General features: G+C 67.8%; 15 protein-coding genes and 3 pseudogenes. 3 read left to right on the forward strand and 15 right to left on the reverse strand.

The features are described 5' to 3' along the window. Positions 1–13: 13 nt before the first annotated feature. The 7 genes and pseudogenes from AAF143_RS06650 to AAF143_RS06680 form a co-directional block, all read right to left on the reverse strand. A complete protein-coding gene (locus AAF143_RS06650; RefSeq protein WP_414026673.1) occupies positions 14–439 on the reverse strand; it encodes a transglutaminase family protein in 426 nt (141 codons plus the stop codon). Beyond that, positions 364–1,470 (reverse strand): transglutaminase family protein, encoded by a 1,107-nt coding sequence (locus AAF143_RS06655; RefSeq protein WP_414026902.1) that lies wholly within the window; start codon positions 1,468–1,470, stop codon positions 364–366. Before AAF143_RS06655 ends, AAF143_RS06650 begins: the two co-directional genes overlap by 76 nt. 65 nt (positions 1,471–1,535) lie before the next feature. Further along, the gene (locus AAF143_RS06660; RefSeq protein WP_414026674.1) at positions 1,536–2,105 is read right to left on the reverse strand and encodes a transglutaminase family protein; all 570 of its coding nucleotides are present in this window, start codon (positions 2,103–2,105) and stop codon (positions 1,536–1,538) included. After that, positions 2,059–3,351: a GGDEF domain-containing protein gene (locus AAF143_RS06665; RefSeq protein WP_414026675.1), complete on the reverse strand. Its 1,293-nt coding sequence runs from the start codon at positions 3,349–3,351 to the stop codon at positions 2,059–2,061. The genes AAF143_RS06660 and AAF143_RS06665 overlap by 47 nt, the downstream gene beginning before the upstream one ends. Beyond that, positions 3,348–4,247 (reverse strand): transglutaminase family protein, encoded by a 900-nt coding sequence (locus AAF143_RS06670; protein WP_255010410.1) that lies wholly within the window; start codon positions 4,245–4,247, stop codon positions 3,348–3,350. The genes AAF143_RS06665 and AAF143_RS06670 overlap by 4 nt, the downstream gene beginning before the upstream one ends. Further along, positions 4,232–5,215 (reverse strand): annotated as a pseudogene (locus tag AAF143_RS06675) (alpha-E domain-containing protein). The gene AAF143_RS06670 and the pseudogene AAF143_RS06675 overlap by 16 nt, the downstream one beginning before the upstream one ends. After that, positions 5,209–6,647, reverse strand: a pseudogene (locus tag AAF143_RS06680) (circularly permuted type 2 ATP-grasp protein). The pseudogenes AAF143_RS06675 and AAF143_RS06680 overlap by 7 nt, the downstream one beginning before the upstream one ends. Positions 6,648–6,865: 218 nt before the next feature. Here AAF143_RS06680 and AAF143_RS06685 point away from each other — a divergent pair. Next, positions 6,866–7,288, forward strand: a complete 423-nt coding sequence (locus tag AAF143_RS06685; protein ID WP_255010404.1) for a PilZ domain-containing protein — start codon at positions 6,866–6,868, stop codon at positions 7,286–7,288. Positions 7,289–7,304: 16 nt separating this feature from the next. On the opposite strand, the gene AAF143_RS06690 is transcribed toward AAF143_RS06685, so the two are convergent. The 8 genes and pseudogenes from AAF143_RS06690 to AAF143_RS06725 all read right to left on the reverse strand — a co-directional run bounded on the left by AAF143_RS06690 (position 7,305) and on the right by AAF143_RS06725 (position 15,584). Further along, entirely contained in the window at positions 7,305–8,129 is an 825-nt protein-coding gene (locus tag AAF143_RS06690; RefSeq protein ID WP_255010402.1) for a hypothetical protein, read from the reverse strand. A gap of 3 nt (positions 8,130–8,132) precedes the next feature. Beyond that, entirely contained in the window at positions 8,133–8,945 is an 813-nt protein-coding gene (locus tag AAF143_RS06695; RefSeq protein ID WP_255010401.1) for a hypothetical protein, read from the reverse strand. Between the two features lie 38 nt (positions 8,946–8,983). Next, positions 8,984–9,880, reverse strand: coding sequence for a CHAT domain-containing protein (locus AAF143_RS06700; protein ID WP_414026676.1), 897 nt, complete (start codon positions 9,878–9,880; stop codon positions 8,984–8,986). Then, positions 9,868–12,039, reverse strand: a complete 2,172-nt coding sequence (locus AAF143_RS06705) for a tetratricopeptide repeat protein (protein ID WP_414026677.1) — start codon at positions 12,037–12,039, stop codon at positions 9,868–9,870. Before AAF143_RS06705 ends, AAF143_RS06700 begins: the two co-directional genes overlap by 13 nt. Positions 12,040–12,143: 104 nt before the next feature. After that, on the reverse strand, positions 12,144–13,061 hold the full coding sequence (locus AAF143_RS06710) for a CHAT domain-containing protein (RefSeq protein ID WP_414026903.1): 918 nt from the start codon (positions 13,059–13,061) through the stop codon (positions 12,144–12,146). 626 nt (positions 13,062–13,687) lie between these two features. Beyond that, a pseudogene (locus tag AAF143_RS06715) lies at positions 13,688–14,692 on the reverse strand (tetratricopeptide repeat protein); the annotation flags it as partial. A gap of 41 nt (positions 14,693–14,733) precedes the next feature. Next, a complete protein-coding gene (locus AAF143_RS06720; RefSeq protein WP_414026678.1) occupies positions 14,734–14,862 on the reverse strand; it encodes a hypothetical protein in 129 nt (42 codons plus the stop codon). Beyond that, positions 14,859–15,584 (reverse strand): VanW family protein, encoded by a 726-nt coding sequence (locus AAF143_RS06725; RefSeq protein ID WP_414026679.1) that lies wholly within the window; start codon positions 15,582–15,584, stop codon positions 14,859–14,861. The genes AAF143_RS06720 and AAF143_RS06725 overlap by 4 nt, the downstream gene beginning before the upstream one ends. 309 nt (positions 15,585–15,893) lie before the next feature. On the opposite strand from AAF143_RS06725, the gene AAF143_RS06730 reads away from it, so the two are divergent. Continuing rightward, positions 15,894–16,265, forward strand: coding sequence for a hypothetical protein (locus tag AAF143_RS06730; protein WP_255010395.1), 372 nt, complete (start codon positions 15,894–15,896; stop codon positions 16,263–16,265). An 80-nt stretch (positions 16,266–16,345) separates the two neighbouring features. Continuing rightward, complete coding sequence (locus AAF143_RS06735; RefSeq protein WP_255010394.1) at positions 16,346–16,840, forward strand: hypothetical protein; 495 nt, start codon at positions 16,346–16,348, stop codon at positions 16,838–16,840. Positions 16,841–17,068: the final 228 nt, after the last annotated feature.

The raw sequence follows: 17,068 nt of genomic DNA on the forward strand, positions 1-17,068 counted from the left end.
TGGCGAAAGGGTTTCAGGCGGGCAGGGGTTCCAGGCGCAGATCGACCGTGACGTCCCCGGGGTTGGCGGCGCGCCAGGGGGCCGCCTTCAGCCCTTCGCCGGGAGAGCTCCCGTCGCTAGGGGTCTCCGGACGGAAGCCGTCGCGCTCGCTGGCCAGGGTCCAGTAGCCCTCCAGTGCCGCGTCCGAGCCGGCGCCGGTCTCCAGCACCGCCAGCTCCAGGGGCACATGGGGGGCGATCGCGGGATGCAGGCAGGGGTAGAGCTGCTCCTGGCGATAACGCACGGCCACCGGCCGTTCTCCCAGGGTCAGCGGTCGCCCGTTCAGCACCACCGCGAAGCGCTGGCGGAAGGCCGCGGAGGAAATCAGTTCGAAGCGGCGCAGGGAGCTGTCGACGAAGCGGCTGGTGCTGCCCCCTTCCACCGGGGTGTCGCAGAGCAATGGCCAGGCTTCCCGGGCCCGGCGGACCTCCAGCCGTGCCTCCCCTGCTCCCAGGCCAGCAGCCGTGGGTTCTGCCAGTCCCAGATGGTACGGAAGGTCTTGGGATCGAGCATCAGTCCATCGGCCGCCAGCCGGGCCAGCACCGCCTCCAGGTCGGCCAGCAGGGCGCTGGGCAGCATCAGCGCGTCGTGGAGCCGGGGGCCGAAGGGCTCCATCGTCTCCGGCCGGTGCGCTGGCTCCAGCAGATGCACCGCCAGGGCGCTCCAGAGCAGGGCGATGGCCCCGATCCATTCGGTGCGCGGCAGGGTTTCGATCGCCCGAAACTCGATCAGTCCCTGGCAGCCGGCGGCCCAGGCGGGATTCCAGAATTTGTCGATGCTGATCTCACTGCGGTGGGTGTTGCCACTGCGGTCGGCATGGAGGTGGCGCAGGGTTTCGCTGATCAGCACGCGTTGATCGCCCTCTGGCAGGTCTTCGATCACCTGATGGGCGAGCTCCAGATCGAGCCAGGAGGCACTGCCCTCATCGGGCCGCGGGGCCTGGGAGGCGGGACCCACCGAGGGGTTGCTGAACAGGTAGGCCAGGCTGGGATGGCGCTGCCAGAAGCGCAGCACCCCCACCAGCCAGGCGGGGCGGCTGAAGAAGGGGTTCGTTTCCAGATCGGGGCCGCCCCAGAGCAGGTGGTTGCCGCCGCCGGTGCCGACGATGTGACCATCGTCGTCCTTCCAGGAGCGCAGGCCCACCGTCGCCCCCGCTTCCTCGAGCCTCACCATCCAGCCGGCATAGGCCTGCCAGTTGGCGCACACCGGCAGGTTCACCTCCAGCACACCCGGATCGGCGGTCAGCCCCAGCACCTGCCAGTGGCCGGTGATGTCCAGGGGCAGCACACCGCTCAGCAGCGGTTGGCTTTTCCCCGCGCTGGCGGCGGCGATCAAGCGCAGCAGCTGCTCCAGGGGCTCCCGCGCCAGGGGCGGCAGGAACAGGCTCCAGCCGCCGGGGTGCACCTCCAGGGTGAGCACCTGGCGCAGCACACCCTCGGGGAAATGCTGCAGGGGCAAGCGCAGACCCGCCGGTCCGGCGGCGCCCAGCAGCTCCCTCAGGGGTTCATCCAGCGGCCATTCGGCGGCCTCCCAACCCGGTGGGGCCTCCGGATCGAGTTCAGGGTCGTGGTGGCAGAGGGGGCGGCCCAGACCCGCCGCTCCGGGTCGAGGGTGTCCCGCAGGGCCAGGGGCCGCAGGCCGCAACCCAGGGACGCGCCGATGGCCTCCAGGAAGGGCAGAGCATCGGCCTCAAGCAGGGGGCCCAGGGCCGCGGCGGCCTCGTCGCTGATTCCCTGCTGGGGCCAGCGCACGATCGGTTCTCCGTCGGCTCCGATGATCAGGCGCAGGGCCCAACGGGGGTTCACCTCGCCGTCGTAACGCTTGCCCGGGCAATAGATCAATGTGCTGCTGGGCCAGGCTCGGCGCTGGAGTTCCAGGCCCAGGGCCCGCGCGTAACCAAGCTTGGTGGGGCCATCGGCGGCCACGGTCCACTCGGCCCCTTCCGGCAGGTCCGGCACGTAGGTGGGTTCCCCACCGAGGGTGAGCTTCACGCCGGCGGCGGCCAGGCGGCGATCGATCTCACTGGCGACGGCCAGGGACCCGGTGAGCCAGGGAGGAGTGGTCATCGGCGGTCCGTTTGTGGGGGGAGGGGTTGTTGGCGGAGCTGGACGCAGGGCGGGGAGCCGCCGCCCAGCGCACCCGGTTCCGCCCCTCCGATTTGGCCTGATAAAGAGCCGTGTCGGCGGCGGCATAGAGGTGATCGAGGGAGTGGTCCAGGTGTTCGCTGCTGGCGGCCCCCAGGCTGATCGTCACCTTCACGGGTTCACCCTCCCAATCGATCTGTGAGGCTTCCACCTGCTGACGCACGCGCTCGAGAATCGAATCGGCCGTGGTGGTGCTGCTGGACAGGACCAAGCCGAATTCCTCGCCCCCCAGCCGGCCCACCAGGTCACGCTCACGCACGGAGACCCGAATCTGTTGCGCCACCGCCTTGAGCACCGCATCCCCACAGACGTGGCCGTAGGTGTCGTTGACGCGTTTGAAGAAATCGATGTCGATCACCGTGAGCACAAAGGGCAGGCCCTCATCGAGGCCCCGGTTCAGCATCTTTTCGCTGATTTCCATGAAGGTGCGGCGATTGGCCAGGCCCGTCAGCCCATCGGTTTCGGCCACCTGATGCAATCCGGGAAGCAAGCTCTGCTTGAGGGTCAGGGTCAGCACGGTCAGCAGACTGCCCAGGATCAGGATGCTGAGGCTCGCCAGCAGCAGCATCTGCTGAAACACCAGCAGGTTGGTGGCCTCAGCGTTGAAGGTCATCAGCACCAGGTAACGCGTTTCCCTTGGGGTGGCGTCGAAGCTGAGCTGGTTCAGCAGCCGCCACTCGGTCTGGGTGCGTTGCCAGGGCAGGTGGAACGATCGGCTGGCCAGGCGGCAGCCCGGGGTGGGCTGGGCGAAGCAGCGCAGGCTGGCGCGATCAACACCGTCGCCAAGGTCGCCGCGCTGGAGCAGCTCCGCGAGGGAGCGGCCCACCAGGGATGGCCTCGAGCTCAGCAGCACCTGGCCACTCCCGTCGAACACCACCAGCTGATCGAGGCTGTCGGTGTCAGGGCTGACGGTCTGGCTGCGGTAAAGCTGCACCATTCGCTGCTGTTCGCTTTTGCTACTTTCCGCCTGCAGGAAGGTGCTGATCGAGGCACTGATCTGATCGCTCTGACGCACGATGCTGCGGTTGGCTGCGATCAGGGCCAGGGAGCCTGTGGACATCCCGATCAGGGCGCTGCCGAGCAGTCCCACCAACGCCATGATTCGGATCAGGCGCTGGTTGACCTCGTCGGCCAGGTTCGACTGAAGCGGATGGCCAGCGAGGGTCATCGGCTCAGGCTGGGGGCAATCGGGACGCTCAGGTGAGTCTCGTCGAGCACTTCGGCCGTGATCGACCATTTGAACTTGCTCTCCACCCCCGGTGGCCCGGAGTAGGTGCCACTGACGGCCGCGGTGAGGTCCGGTTTCGAGGAGGTGGCCAGGAGGATGTAGCGGTCATCGATTGCCCCCATGCCGCTGGGGTCGAAGCCGCGCCAGCCGGCTCCGGGCAGGTAGACCTCCGCCCAGGCGTGGAGGTCGTAGCGTTCCGGTGCGGGTTCCACCAGGTGGTAGCCGCTGACGAACCGGGCCGGCAGCCCCACGCAGCGGCAGGCCTCGATCATCAGCATCGCCAGGTCGCGGCAGGAACCCACGCGCTCCTTGAGGGTGCGGCCGGCGGGCCAGGCTGGACCGGAGTGGCGCTGGGTGTACTTGACCCGGTCCTGGATCGTTTCCACCAGCTGGGCCAGGAACATCAGCGCCTGCTGGTCACTGCCCATCAGGGCCTCCTGGGCCAGCTCCACGGCGGCAGGGTCGTGCTGCCCATTGGGCAGCCAGCCCTCAAGGCTGCCCATCAGATCGCCGTTGAGATGCCCCACCGGATAGGGGAGGGCGAGGCGATTCTGCTCCAGGCAGATCTCCAGGGGAGGTGGCATTGAGGTTTCCACTTCACTCAAGGATTGGAGCTCAAAGTTGTCGGTGTCGCCCAGAAACCAGGCCCGCTGGATCTCATCGCCGCTGGCGGCCACCAGGGGCCAGGAGCGGCTGGGTTCCGGCGAAAAGCGCAGCGCGAAGCTGATCAGTCGCTGGAATCCGTGGCCGCGGGGCTTGAGGCAGACCCGATGGGGCCCGAGCTGCACCGGTGCGCTGTAGCGGTAGGTGAGCGTGTGGGTCAGTCGGGCGCGCATGCCGGCTCCGGTGGACTGGGGAGGGAGGGGGTGGAAATGACAAAGTACCGCCCGTCGATCTGCGCGTGCAGCCGGTTGAGATCGCTCTGAAATTGATCGATGGCCTCGTGGAGCCCCTGGGCCATCAGTTCATCGATCCGCACGAAACTCCAGGAGGCCAGCATCAGGCCGCTGAGGCACTCCAGATCATCGGGTGGACCGGGCACGGGATTGCCGCGAATCACGCGCAGGGTCCGGTTGATGCCCTCCAGGCAGTAGCGCAGCGAGCGGGGGAAGATCGGATCGAGCAGCAGAAATTCCGCCACGGCCTTGGGGGTGATGCCCTGCTGCTGGGCCTGGCGGAACATCTGGTAGGCCCCCGTGCAGCGCAGCAGTGAAATCCACTGGAGTTCATCAAGAACACCGCCCACATCCTCCGGGCTGGGCAGCAGCAGGAAGTACTTCACATCCAGGATGCGGCTGGTCTTGTCGGCACGCTCGATCAGCCGGCCCAGGCGGGAGAAGTGCCAGGAGAGATCGCGGCTCAAGGTGGCGTCGGTGATGCCGTAGTAGAGCTGGCAGGCACGGCGGATCTCCCGCAGCTGCTCCTGGGGGGCTGCGCCCAGAAGGTGTCGCTCTCCTGCAACGTCCAGTAGAGGCCGTTGATCTGCTCCCACATCTCGGTGGTGATCACCTCGCGGATCTGACGGGAGTTTTCCCGGGCCACGGCGATGCAGTTGACGATGCTGCTGGGGTTGCCCTCCTCCCGCACCAGAAAGCGCACCACATCCTCGGGCTGGCCCTGGGGGTAGAGCTTGTCGAACAGCTCTCGATCGCCGCAGGCGTCGATCAGGGGCAGCCATGGTTCGGCGCTGCCGGGGGCAGTCGAGCGCCATAGCCTCGCTGACTTCGACGAAGCGGGAGATGTTCTCGGCCCTCTCCACATTGCGATTGATCCAGTAAAGCGAGTCGGCGACACGGCTCAGCATGAGGCTTCGTCCACGATCCAGGTGTCCTTGCAGCCGCCCCCTGGGAGGAGTTGACCACCAAGGAGCCCCGGCGAAGGGCGACGCGGGTGAGGCCCCCGGGGCTCACCCAGGCATCCTGGCCGCGGAGCACATAGGGGCGCAGATCCACATGGCAGGGATAGAGCTCTCCTTCACTAAGGGACGGCACCGTGGAGAGATCCAACGTGGGCTGGGCGATGAAGTTGCGCGGGTCGGCCTGAATCTTGGCGGCGAAGGAAAGGATGTCCTCTTCCGTGGAATGGGGACCGATAAGCATGCCGTAGCCCCCGGCCTCCGCCACTGATTTCACCACCAGCTCCTTGAGGTGGGCCAGCACGTAGGCACGGTCGTCTTCGCGGGAGCAGATGTAGGTGGGAACGTTTTCGATGATCGGCTCTTCATCCAGGTAGTAGCGGATCATCTCCGGCACGTAGGCGTAGATGAGCTTGTCGTCGGCGACGCCGGTGCCTGGGGCATTGGCAATCGCGACCCGGCCGGCCCGGTAGGCCTCCATCAGCCCCCGCACTCCCAGCATCGAATCGCTGCGGAAGACAGCTGGATCGAGGAAGTCATCGTCGATGCGGCGATAGATCACATCCACCACCTCCAGCCCGGCGGTGCTGCGCATCCACACCCGATTGCCCTCACAGACCAGATCACGGCCCTCCACCAGCTGGATGCCCATCTGCTGGGCCAGGTAGCTGTGCTCGAAGTAGGCGCTGTTGAACACCCCGGGAGTGAGCAGCACCACCTTGGGGGAGTCGGTCCAGGGGGCCAGCTCCCGCAGGGTGCGCAGCAGGTGGGAGGCGTAGTCGTCGATCGGTTGCACGGCCCGACCGGCGAACAGGCTGGGGAACATGCGCTTCATGACGCGCCGGTTCTCCAGGAAGTAGGCCACGCCGGAGGGGCAGCGCAGGTTGTCCTCCAGCACCCGCCAGGTCCCCGAGCCGTCGCGAATCAGATCCAGGCCGGAGACGTGGCACCAGCGGCCCAAGGGTGGCTTGAAGCCGTTCATCTGGGGGCGCCAGCCCTGGGAGCTCTCTACGTCTTCGCGGGGCACAACGCCGTCGCGGAGGATCTTCTGGGGTCCATACACGTCGCCCAGGAAGGCGTCGATGGCCTCCAGGCGCTGCACCAGGCCCTTCTCCAGGATCTGCCAGGCGCTGGTGGAGATCAGGCGGGGCAGGGGATCGAAGGGCAGGATGCGTTCGCTGCCCTTGTCACCTGAGTCGTTCAGGCGGAAGGTGGCCCCGAGGCGCTTGAGCAGGATCTCCGCCGCGGCGTGGCTGGTGTTGAGCTGATCGAGGCCTAGCTGCCCGAGGGAGGAAAGCAGGGGCTTGAGGGCCTGGCGGGGTTGGGCCGTGGCGCTGAAGTACTCGTCGTAGCCCTTGTGGGGCCTGTAATCCGTGAACATGGGGGCCCTTTGGAGGTCGTGATCATGAACAGCGGTGGGACCCGCTCTGGTGACCGTTGTTACGAATCAGGGGGTTTACGGGCCTGTTGTCAAGCCTGCCGATGGGCTGGAAGGGTCCCTTGGCCTGGGCTGTCGGCAAGTGTAGACACCGTTAATGTTGATGAGATCAAGCGAGCTCAGCTGCTCAATCGTTCACAGTCCTCTTCATTCTCATCACTGTGACCGAACCCACTCTCACGAGCCCATTCATCCAGGTCCCTGGCGATGGTTCTGAGGCGGGCGGATCCCTCCAGGAAGAGGGGGAAAAAGACCATGGCGCCAACCGACGCGAGCATTTCCGAAACTCCATCGAGGTCACCAAGCCCATCTCTCTGGCCCTGGCGTCAGCCGATGGTGAGGCGATCGGGCCCTGGTATTCGGCCGACATTCTTGACCTGAGCGCCGGCGGGCTCTGCCTGGTGCTGACCTCTGGCCAGGAGTTTGAGCCCGTCAACCGCCTGCTGCTCAACCTCAGCAGTCAGCCGGGTTTCGGTGTCGAGCAGATTTCGGTCAACTTGCGCTGGTACGTCAAAGGCGGACTGCTGGTGAGCCTCGGCGTGGGCTTCGATCAGCCGTTCGATCCCCCGCCAGAGCTGGCCTGAGGCGGTTGGTCGTCACCTACAGCGCCACTTCCCGTGTGGCCTTGAAGAAGATTGACTTGGGATCGAAGGCCTTCACCTGGTGGGTGAGGGCCTCAAGGCTGATGGGGGCGCAGTCCTTGGAAGGATCCCTAGGGCAGAGATTGGGCACTAGTTCCATGGCGGCCGTGGCCCGGGGGTCGTAGGACCAGCGCAGGGCCCGGCCCCCGAACAGGGATGGCTTCGGCGGCTGGGTGAGCGTGGGGATCAGCAGATCGAAGCTGGCGGCCTCGAAGCTCTTGGCCGGCAATCGCAACAGCAGGTTGCGGCTCAGCTTCTCGCCGGGGTGAATCACATCGTCGAGGAAGAGCCAGCCAGTGGAGAGGGTGCGGCCGGGGTCTGAGGGGGCGAAGCGCTCGGCCCGGTCCTGGGGGCCCAGCAGAATCAGCACCTCGGTGGCCCTCTCTGCGAAGGCAGGATCCTCGCCATCCTGATGGAGTCGGATCCCCTTCAGCTGCCAGACGCTGGGTAGCAGGTACAGCCTGCGGCTGCTGGAATTGGAAGCAGTGATCTCCACTTCCAGTTCCAGGTTGGCCTGGCCCGTTGTCTGGGTCGGCCGCAGCCGACGGCTGGGGCTCACCGCGATCTGCAGGCTGAGGCTGGCGGGGGCCATGTCCGGCACCAGGACCTCCTTCCAGATGAAGGTGTAGGCCCCCCAGGTGGCCGCCACCACGATGCCGACCGATTGAATCCAGTTGTGCAGCACGTTCGAGCGCACCCAGGAGGGCACCGGATCCTTGGACGCCGCGGGGGTAGCTGCCGCTGCGCGGGGCGTTGCGGTTGGCGGCTGCTCTGGCTCGGCCATGGCTCAGGGCCGGGCGGCGGCGAAGACCTCACCGACCCGGCGGGGGCAGCGCAGGGGTTTGCGGCAGGAGGCTGTTGGGGCGTTGCTGACGCTGCTCAAGGCCCGGTTGGGCTCCTCGCCCACCTCGGCCAACAGCTTCAGATCGCTGACGCGGTCGTTCGCCAGGCCCTCCATGGCCGCGGCCGTGCAGGGGCTGGCGGTGGCGCCGAAACCGCTGAGCAGGGCGTAGGCCCGCTGGCTTCGGGTGCCCTGCAGGGCCGCATCGGCGCTGCCGTAGGCGGAGCGCGCCGGCGAGAGTTTCTGGGCGGGGGTGCTGGGCTTGAGTCCCGGGCTGGAATCCAGTAGCACTCCCGCCAGACAGATGGCCTGGAGATTGAGAGCCGGTCCCTCTAGGGCGGTGCCGGCCTTCTGTCGGGCGAGGAAGGCCTGGCCCAGGCCGGAGGCGACCCAGTAGGCGATTCCCCACGGTCCGTAGCGCTTCCGATCGCTGCTCAATCCTTTCGCCTCCAGCAGCAGCTCGCCACTGGCCGGGCAGTAGAGGGCACTGGTGTCGGCGCTGGCGCCCTGGGCGCTGGGGCAGCTGGAGAGAAGACCGTTGCCCGCAGGGACCAGCCGCAGGGCCGGCCAGGGCAGGGCGGCGGTGGCTGGATCCCCCTTCCAGGCCTGCTGCAGGGGCCCGCTGACGGCCTGAACCGCTGCCTGCAGGTCGGTCGCAGGATTCGGGGCGGCCACGGCCGCTGGGGCCAAGGTGGCGCCGGCGCTGGCGGCCAGCAACAGTGCGGAGATCAGGAACCCGGGGGTCGAGGGCTGGGACACGACGGCAGCTGGGTGGGTGGGTTCAGTGTGTTTACCTCTCATAGCCCCGGCAAGGGAGAGGTGTCGCCGGAGAGCTGCCAGGCGGCCCAGTACTTGTGGTCGCGCCAGTCGCGCACGGGAGGGTTGGTGCGGAACTCCTCCTGGACCTGAACGAGGGCCTCCATGCGTCCTTTGCCGGCCTTGAGGAGGTCGTAGAAGCGGCGCATGAACTGAGCGGTGGCGTCGTCGTCGACCTTCCAGAGGGAGAGGAGTGTGGAGCGGGCCCCGGCGACGGTGAGGGCTCTTTGGAGGCCGTAGACGCCCTCGCCGCCCTGAACGGTGCCGGAGCCGGTGTCGCAGGCGGAGAGGACGACGAGCTGGGTGCCATCGAGCTGGAGCTGGGCGGCCTCCTTGGCGGTGAGGTAGCCGTCATCAAGGGAGGCGCCAGAGCGGGTGGTTGGGGGGCCGGCAGGGGCTTTGGGCTGGTTGGGCAGGCCGCTGCGGTTGGCGCCCGCCAGCACGAGGCCGGAATCGAGCAGGGGATCACCTCCGGTGGGGGCGGGCAGGAAGAAACCATGGCTGGCGACGTGCAGCACCCGGGGCCCGTGGGTCCGTTCCAGGGCGGTGGCGGTGGCGGCGGATCCCTCGATCAGGCGTGCGCGGAGCTGGTCGGCTACCTGTTGTCCTTCCTTGGCGGCGGCGGGCAGGGCGGCCCAAGGTTTGACGCCGCCGAAATCGGGACCGGCGACGACCAGGGGTGGCTGGGCGTTGGGGGCTGGATCGGTGGGAAGGAGATCACGGCCGCTGGTGAGCAGGCGCAGCTGCACGTTCTGCACCAGGCGCTGGCTGGGGTTGCGGGGATCGGAGAGGGCGGCGTAGGGGATGCGGTTGAGTTCGCCGTCGGGGGAGAGAAACCAGCGGCGGCGACCCTCCAGCTGGGGCATCAGGGGAGCCAACACCTTGGCGGTGACCTGCTGCCAGAGGGGATCGGCGGGACGCTCGCCCTTTTCGCTGACGGCGAGGGCCTCGCGGATGGGGGGATCGATGGCACTGGCGGGCCCCAGGTCGGTGGCGGTGATGGCGCCCGAGGGCTGGAGGACGAGGGCGAGGTAGCGGGGTTCTCCCCAGGGGAGGCCGTTCCGGGGCGTCCCTGGAAGGGCTGGAAGCGCTGGAACTCGATCAGCACACCATCGGAAGGCAGGGACTTGGCCACGGCAGCAGGTTCGATGAGGCGTGGCTGGAGGGCGGGCAGCTGGCGGTAGAGCTGCTGCTCGAGCTGCTGGCGCTGGTCCTGGAGGGGCTGTCGCTGGGCGGGGGGCAGTCCGACGTTGGCGAGGAGGGCGGTGAGGGCGGCAATCCGCTGGCTGAGGGCCTGCTGGGGCCCTGGTGCACGGGCGAGAAGGGCCTGCCGGCGTTCGATGTCCTGGAGGAGGCCGTGGCGGTTGAGGCGTGTGAACAGGGCGAGATCGGAGCCGGCGGGGGAACGGCCGGCGTAGCTGTAGGCGATTTCCCAGGCGTTGCCGAGGGAGCGGATCTGGGGGAGGCGGCGGGATTCGGGAAGGAGGGGGATTTCGCGCTGAAGGAAGAGGGTCTGGCCGCGGATGCCCTGGCGCAGCAGGGGTTCGGCGCGGGCGGAGGCGCCCTGGCCGTCGTAGAGCAGGGCCAGGTTGATCTGGGTGTTGGCCGTCACGGGATGCTCCGCTCCGAGCCGTTGCTCCTGGATGATCAGGGCCCTGCGGTAGAGCGGTTCGGCGCGGACGGCGGAACCCTGTTGCCGATAGGCCTCGGCCAGGTTCAGGAGATAGCCCGATGAGGTGGGGTGATCGGCACCGAAGGCTTTGTCGTTGATCGAGAGGGCACGCAGCAGGAGCGCTTCAGCTCGCGTGAATGCCCCTTGTGTCAGGTAGTTCTGAGCCAGGTTGTTGAGGACGACCGCTGTGCCCGGAGCCTCACGGCCCTGAACCTTCTCGTTGATGGCGAGGGCCCGCAGCAGGAGCGGCTCGGCTCGATCCGGGGTCCCGCTGCGCTGGTGGAGCTGGGCCAGGTTGCTGAGCCCCAGAGCTGTGGCGGGATGGGAGGGTCCCAGGGTGGATTCGCTCATCGCAAGGGCTTGCCGGAGCAGCGGCTCTGCCCGCTCGTAGGCTCCCTGATCGATGTGGAGCTGGGCCAGGTTGTTCAGCGTCAGGCCGATTTCCGGGTGCCGTGCACCCAGGGCACGGCGCTGCAGATCCAGGGCGCTCAGCAGGAGTGGTTCCGCCAGCCCGTACCTGGACTGGAGCACAAGAAGTTGAGCCAGGTTTATCCGAACCCTCGCCGCATCGGTCGGAGCTGTGCTCCGGTTCTCCTCCATGCCGGTCAGCACCTTCCGGTAGAGGACTTCCGCTTCGGGGTAGGCCCCCTGAATGTGAGAGAGAAGGGCGAGGCTGCCGAGGGCCTGCAGCGCGAGTGGACTCCCCGCGCCCAGCGAGGTTTCGGCCACATGGAGCGCACGGGTGAACAGGGCTTGGGCTCTGTCGTAGTCATGAAGTCCCTGATGGAGCCCGCCCAGGTTGATGAGGGTGGTTGCGGTGTCAGGATGGAGAGGGCCGTGGTGCCGCTCGACGATCGAGAGTGCCCGCTGAAGCAGGGGCTCGGCATTGTCGTAAGCGCCCCGGCGCATCAGATGGACGGCAAGGTTGTTCAGATAGGTGGCCGTGGCCGGGTCATCGGGTCCGAGGGCCTGCTCCTGTGCTGCCAGAGCTCGGCGGTGGAAGAACTCGGCCTGAGGCAAGAGGTGCTGGTTGTCGTAGAAGTCGGCCAGGTATTGGAGCGCTGTCGCCGTGTCGGCATGACCGCGGCCGTGGAGCCGCTCGAAGATGGCGAGAGCCCGCAGGTGGAGAGCCTCGGCACGCTTGCCGTTCCCCTGCTTCTGGAGAAGGCGGGCCAGAGCGGAGAGCACGGCGGCCGTCGTGGGGTGGCTGGAGCCGGCCTGCTTCTCGACCGAGTGCAGGATCTGCTCCATCAGCGCCGTTGCCTGCGCGATGGCGCCACGGGCTTCCAGGGCTTGTGCCCGGTGCACCTCGCTGAGGAGGTCGGCTGGGGCGATCGTGCGACGGCGGCTGGACGCGGAGGGCACCTGTGCCTGCCGGGAATCGGAGCGGGAAGGGATCGGCCCCGGCGCTGCGACCGCCAGCGCCGGGGCCGCGAGGATTCCCACCACGGCCAGCAGCGCCCGCTTCCTCACAGCCCCGGCAGCGGTGCTACATCACCGGAGAGCTGCCAGGCGGCCCAGTACTTGTGGTCGCGCCAGTCGCGCACGGGAGGGTTGGTGCGGAACTCCTCCTGGACCTGAACGAGGGCCTCCATGCGTCCTTTGCCGGCCTTGAGGAGGTCGTAGAAGCGGCGCATGAACTGAGCGGTGGCGTCGTCGTCGACCTTCCAGAGGGAGAGGAGTGTGGAGCGGGCACCGGCGACGGTGAGGGCTCTTTGGAGGCCGTAGACGCCCTCGCCGCCCTGAACGGTGCCGGAGCCGGTGTCGCAGGCGGAGAGGACGACGAGCTGGGTGCCGTCGAGCTGGAGCTGGGCGGCCTCCTTGGCGGTGAGGTAGCCATCGTCGCCGGCACCGCTCTTGCGAGTTGCCGTTGTTGGGGCTGCGCTTGGCTGATTGGGCAGGCCGCTGCGGTTGGCGCCGGCGAGCACCAGACCGGAATCGAGCAGGGGGTCGCCGCCGTTGGCGGCGGGCAGGAAGAAGCCATGGCTGGCCACATGCAGCACGCTGGGCCCGCGGGCCTGCTTGAGGGCTGTGGTGGTCGCGGCAGTTCCCGCGATCAAGGTGGCCTTGAGCTGGCTGGCCACCTGCTGGCCTTCCTGGGCGGCAGCGGGGAGGGCGGCCCAGGGGCGGGCACCACCGAAATCGGGGCCGGCCACCACCAGGGGTAACTGGCCAGCGGAGCTGGGCTCGCCTGGCAGCAGATCGCGGCCGCTGGTGAGCAGGCGCAGCTGCACGGCCTGCACCAGGCGCTGGCTGGGGTTGCTTGGATCGGAGAGGGCGGCGTAGGGGATGCGGTTGAGCTCGCCATCGGGGAGAGGAACCAGCGTCGGCGGCCGGCGAGCTGGGGGAGCAGGGGGCTGAGCACCTTGACGGTGACCTGTTGCCAGAGGGGATCGGCGGGGCGCTCGCCCTTTTCACTGACGGCCAGTGCCTGGCGGATGAGGGGATCGATGGCACTGGCGGGCCCGAGATCAGTGGCGGTGATGGCGCCGGAGGGCTGGAGCACGAGGGCGAGGTAGCGGGGTTCACCCCAGCGCTGGTCCTTGTTGGCACGCCCGTCGTAGGGCCGGTAGCGCTGGAACTCGATCAGCACTCCATCGGGAGGCAGGGCCTGGGCCACGGAAGCGGGTTCCACCAGCCTGGGCTGGAGGGCGGGGAGCTGGCGGTAGAGCTGCTGCTCGAGCTGCTGGCGCTGGTCCTGGAGGGGCTGTCGCTGGGCGGGGGGCAGTCCGACGTTGGCGAGGAGGGCGGTGAGGGCGGCAATCCGCTGGCTGAGGGCCTGCTGGGGCCCTGGTGCACGGGCGAGCAGGGCCTGCCGGCGTTCGATGTCCTGGAGGAGGCCGTGGCGGTTGAGGCGTGTGAACAGGGCGAGATCGGCGCCGCTGGGGGTGCGGCCGGCCAGGGAGTAGGCCGCCTCCCAGGCGTTGCCCAGGGCCTGGATCTGGGGAAGGCGGCTGGATTCGGGCAACAGGGGCAGTTCCCTCTGTAGGAAGCTGACCTGAATCGAAATACTGCGACGGAGGGGAGGTTCAGCGGACTGATGGGCGCCCTGGTTGAGGAGCAGGCCAGCCAAGGTATCCAGCGAGAGTGCGGTGCCGAGGTGGTTCGGGCCCAAGGCTCGTTCCTTGATCTCCAGGGCGCGCCGGGCCAGGGGTTCTGCGTCCTCGAATCGCCCTTGACTGGAGAGGAATAGGGCCAGGTTGTTGAGTGATGCTCCTGTGTCGGGGTGGCCTGCCCCCAGGACCTTGTCCCGGATCGCGAGGCTGCGGCGGTAGAGCGATTCCGCTTTGGAGAACTCTTTCTTTTTGTCGTACAGAAGCGCAAGGGAATTGAGGGTCGTGGCCGTCTCCGGGTGATTGGGTCCGAGCGTGGCCTCACTGATGGCGACCACTCGGAGGAAGAGGGGCTCGGCTTTCTCGCCCTGGCCCTCGCTGGCATACAGGCTGGCGAGATTGTGCAGCGTGTCAGCGGTCTGGGGATCCTTGGGCCCCAACCGTTGTTCGACGATCACGAGGGCCCGCCTATAGAAGGCCTCGGCCCTGGCCATCGCTCCCTGGCGGCGGCTTAGTCCTCCAAGGTTGTTGAGGGTGGTTGCCGTGGCGAGGTGCTGAGACCCGAGGGTCGCTTCCTGGATTTCAAGGGCCCGCTCGTAAAGGGGTTCAGCCTTGCCGTAGGCGGCCTGCTTCTCATAGAGCGCAGCCAGGTTCTGGAGGGAGGTGCCCGTGTCCGGGTGACGGGGACCGAGCCTGCTTTCGCGGATGCGCAGGGCCCGTTCGAAGGCGATGAGAGCTTCGCCGTACGCGGCCATGTAGTAGAGGTTCTCGCCGAGGTGGTTCAACGCCGTGGCGGTATCGGGATGATTGCCGCCCTGCACCTGCTCGCTGCGGCGGACGACCCGTTTCCAGAACTCAGCCGCTTCGCCAAAAGCTCCTTGCTTCTCACGGGCCTCGGCCTGCCGCACCCATTCCTGCACGTCTGATGGCATGGCGCTCATGGCCATGGTCTGGGCTCCCAGCATCAGCACCAGGGGCGCAAGCGCGGACAGCCATTGCCTCCTCCTCACAACGTCACCGTCTCCTCCAGTGGCACGGCAGCCCGCTTGATCTCCTCACTCGGCTCGTAGAGCACCTTGCCGAAGTTGTGGGAGATCAGCTCATGGCGCTCGGTGCGGCCGCTGGCACGGTTCACGGCGCGGCGCCAGATCTCGTTGCTGCGGAAGTAGGCGTTCTCGCCCTTGAGAAAGCGATGGTTCTCCTCGTAGACGTGGAACTTGAAGGCAGGTTCCCGATCGCTGCGCAGCTCCCCACCAGGTGGGTGTCGGTGAGCCAGAGGCGGATCTGAAACGTGGACGGGGTGGGATTGGTGAGCTGGAAGTCGAGGTAGTTGTAAAACACAGCCGCCCCCGATGACCAGGGCAGCACCCGGCCCTCATCGGGGAAGGGATCACAGGTGTGGTGATGGCGCTCGCTGATCGTGAGCTCCGCGTGCAGCGCCAGCCAGTAGAGCAGGTTGGTCGATTGGCAGATGCCGCCGCCGATACCCGGCCGCGCCACCCCGAACGAGAGCTCGACCCCCTCCTTGAAACCGCGCCGGCGGCTTGGTTTGCCCACCAGCTGACAGAAGGAGAAGGTTTCCCCCGGGCGCAACAGCACGCCATCGAGGTTGGCCACCACCAGGCGCAGGTTGTCGACCTTGTTGTGCTGAAGGCGCAGGTCGGTGCTGCCGAGCTTGCGCATCAGCAGCGACTGGTGCTTCTTGATCCGGTAAGGCAGCGGTTCGGCGCCAACGCTGGCGACTGTGCAGTAGGTGCGGCCATCGAAGCGGGCACGCAGGCGTCGCCGCAGGCGGTGGAACGCCACCGAGGCGCGGTACAGGAAAGGGTGGCGCTGGGAGAGCAGCCGCCTCGACACGGGCTGGGGTCCGGGGATCGGCAGTTTAGGGGTGTTGCACCGGTTCACTCCCGCTCGGGCAGGTGGTGAAGGGCAAAGCTTCCGGCCCTGCCCTGGAACGGCCTGAGCGACGGAGTTGGCGGCCGATGTCCATCGGTGGGTGCAGGGCCAGAATCGGAGCCGATCGTCCCCTTCGAGTGGAGGGCCTCCGATGGCGTTTCAGTTCCCCCTGCCCGCCTTCGTAGTGGACCGGCGCCGTGGATCACCTTGCTCAGGATCAGGGGCACCACAAGCTGGCGGCCGCTGGGCCTGGCGTGGCTGCTCAGCGCGGTGGCGCTGCTTCCCGCCGGGGCCCAGGGAGCTCCCTTGCCCCAGCGGCTGGGGGAGTGCCGCCGCAGCAGCGTCAAGGAGGTGCTCTACCGGCTCAGCTCCACCGATGCCAATGGCGTCCTGATCCCCATCCCAGGATCGGGGTCCGCCATCACCTTCACCAACGGCGGTTACCAGGTCTCCTATGACACCGTGCCGGCGATCCATCGCAGCCGCGAGGGGGATGTGGTGCAGCTGTGCCTGAGCTTCATCCCCGATTGCCGGCAGGCCGCGAAGGACGATCGGCGCGGTCGGAGGTACACCACGCGCAACCTGCGCACGGGCGAATTCTGGACACTTCCAGACAGCCAGCACGCCTGCGGTGGGGCCTGACTAGTGGCCCAACTTCTTCGATACGCTCGGCCGGGCGCTGGGCTGGACGGGTGAAACGGTGGAGTTCTGATGCCGTGGGTTTGACGCTTTTTTTGGCGTTGCTCGGAGCCAGCGCTGCCCGCGCCCAGAGCTACGACCTTGAGTCATTAATGCGTGGTTCCACCCGCACACCGGCACCGCCGGCGCTGAGCCGTCAGCTTGCCGCCGATCCTGAGCACCGGTCTGCGCTCGCCCGCTGCGTGGCCGATCCCTCCGTGGGCCTTCGGCGGGCCGAGGCGTTTTTCGCGGCGCTGCCAATGCCGCGGCTGGCGCCCTCGGGGGCGGCCTGGCTTGTGGTCCCCACCCGCCGTTGCCCGGCTTACTTCGGCGGTCATTCGGTGCCCTTCTGGATTGTCGAGCGACGGCCCGACGGGGTTTACAGCGAATTGATGAGTGGCGCCGAGGATGGTCTGGAGGTCCCGGGCAGCCGCACCCTGGGCTACGCCGATCTGCGCACGCGCTACGGGCCCCGCGGCCGCACCCTCTACCGCTTCGATGGGGCCATCTATCAGCCCCAGGCGGCAGAACGTCATTGAGCCCAAGCTGGCCTGTCGATCGTTGCCCCCACGACGCCGAGGGATGGCCAGCCTTCCTGGGGCCGCTTCAACGGTGCTGGTGGGGCTGTCCTACGCGTTCGCCGGTGTGGTGGCCGCCCGGGCGGCGATCCGCGACACCCTGCTCGAAGCGGCTCTCGATGGCCTCGCGGCGCGGCGCCCTGATCGGTTGGTGCGCGAACGGGCGCTGAGGCTCTATGGCGGCGCGCC

It is taken from the genome of Cyanobium sp. ATX-6F1 (genome assembly GCF_047395825.1).
GTDB lineage: Bacteria > Cyanobacteriota > Cyanobacteriia > PCC-6307 > Cyanobiaceae > ATX-6F1.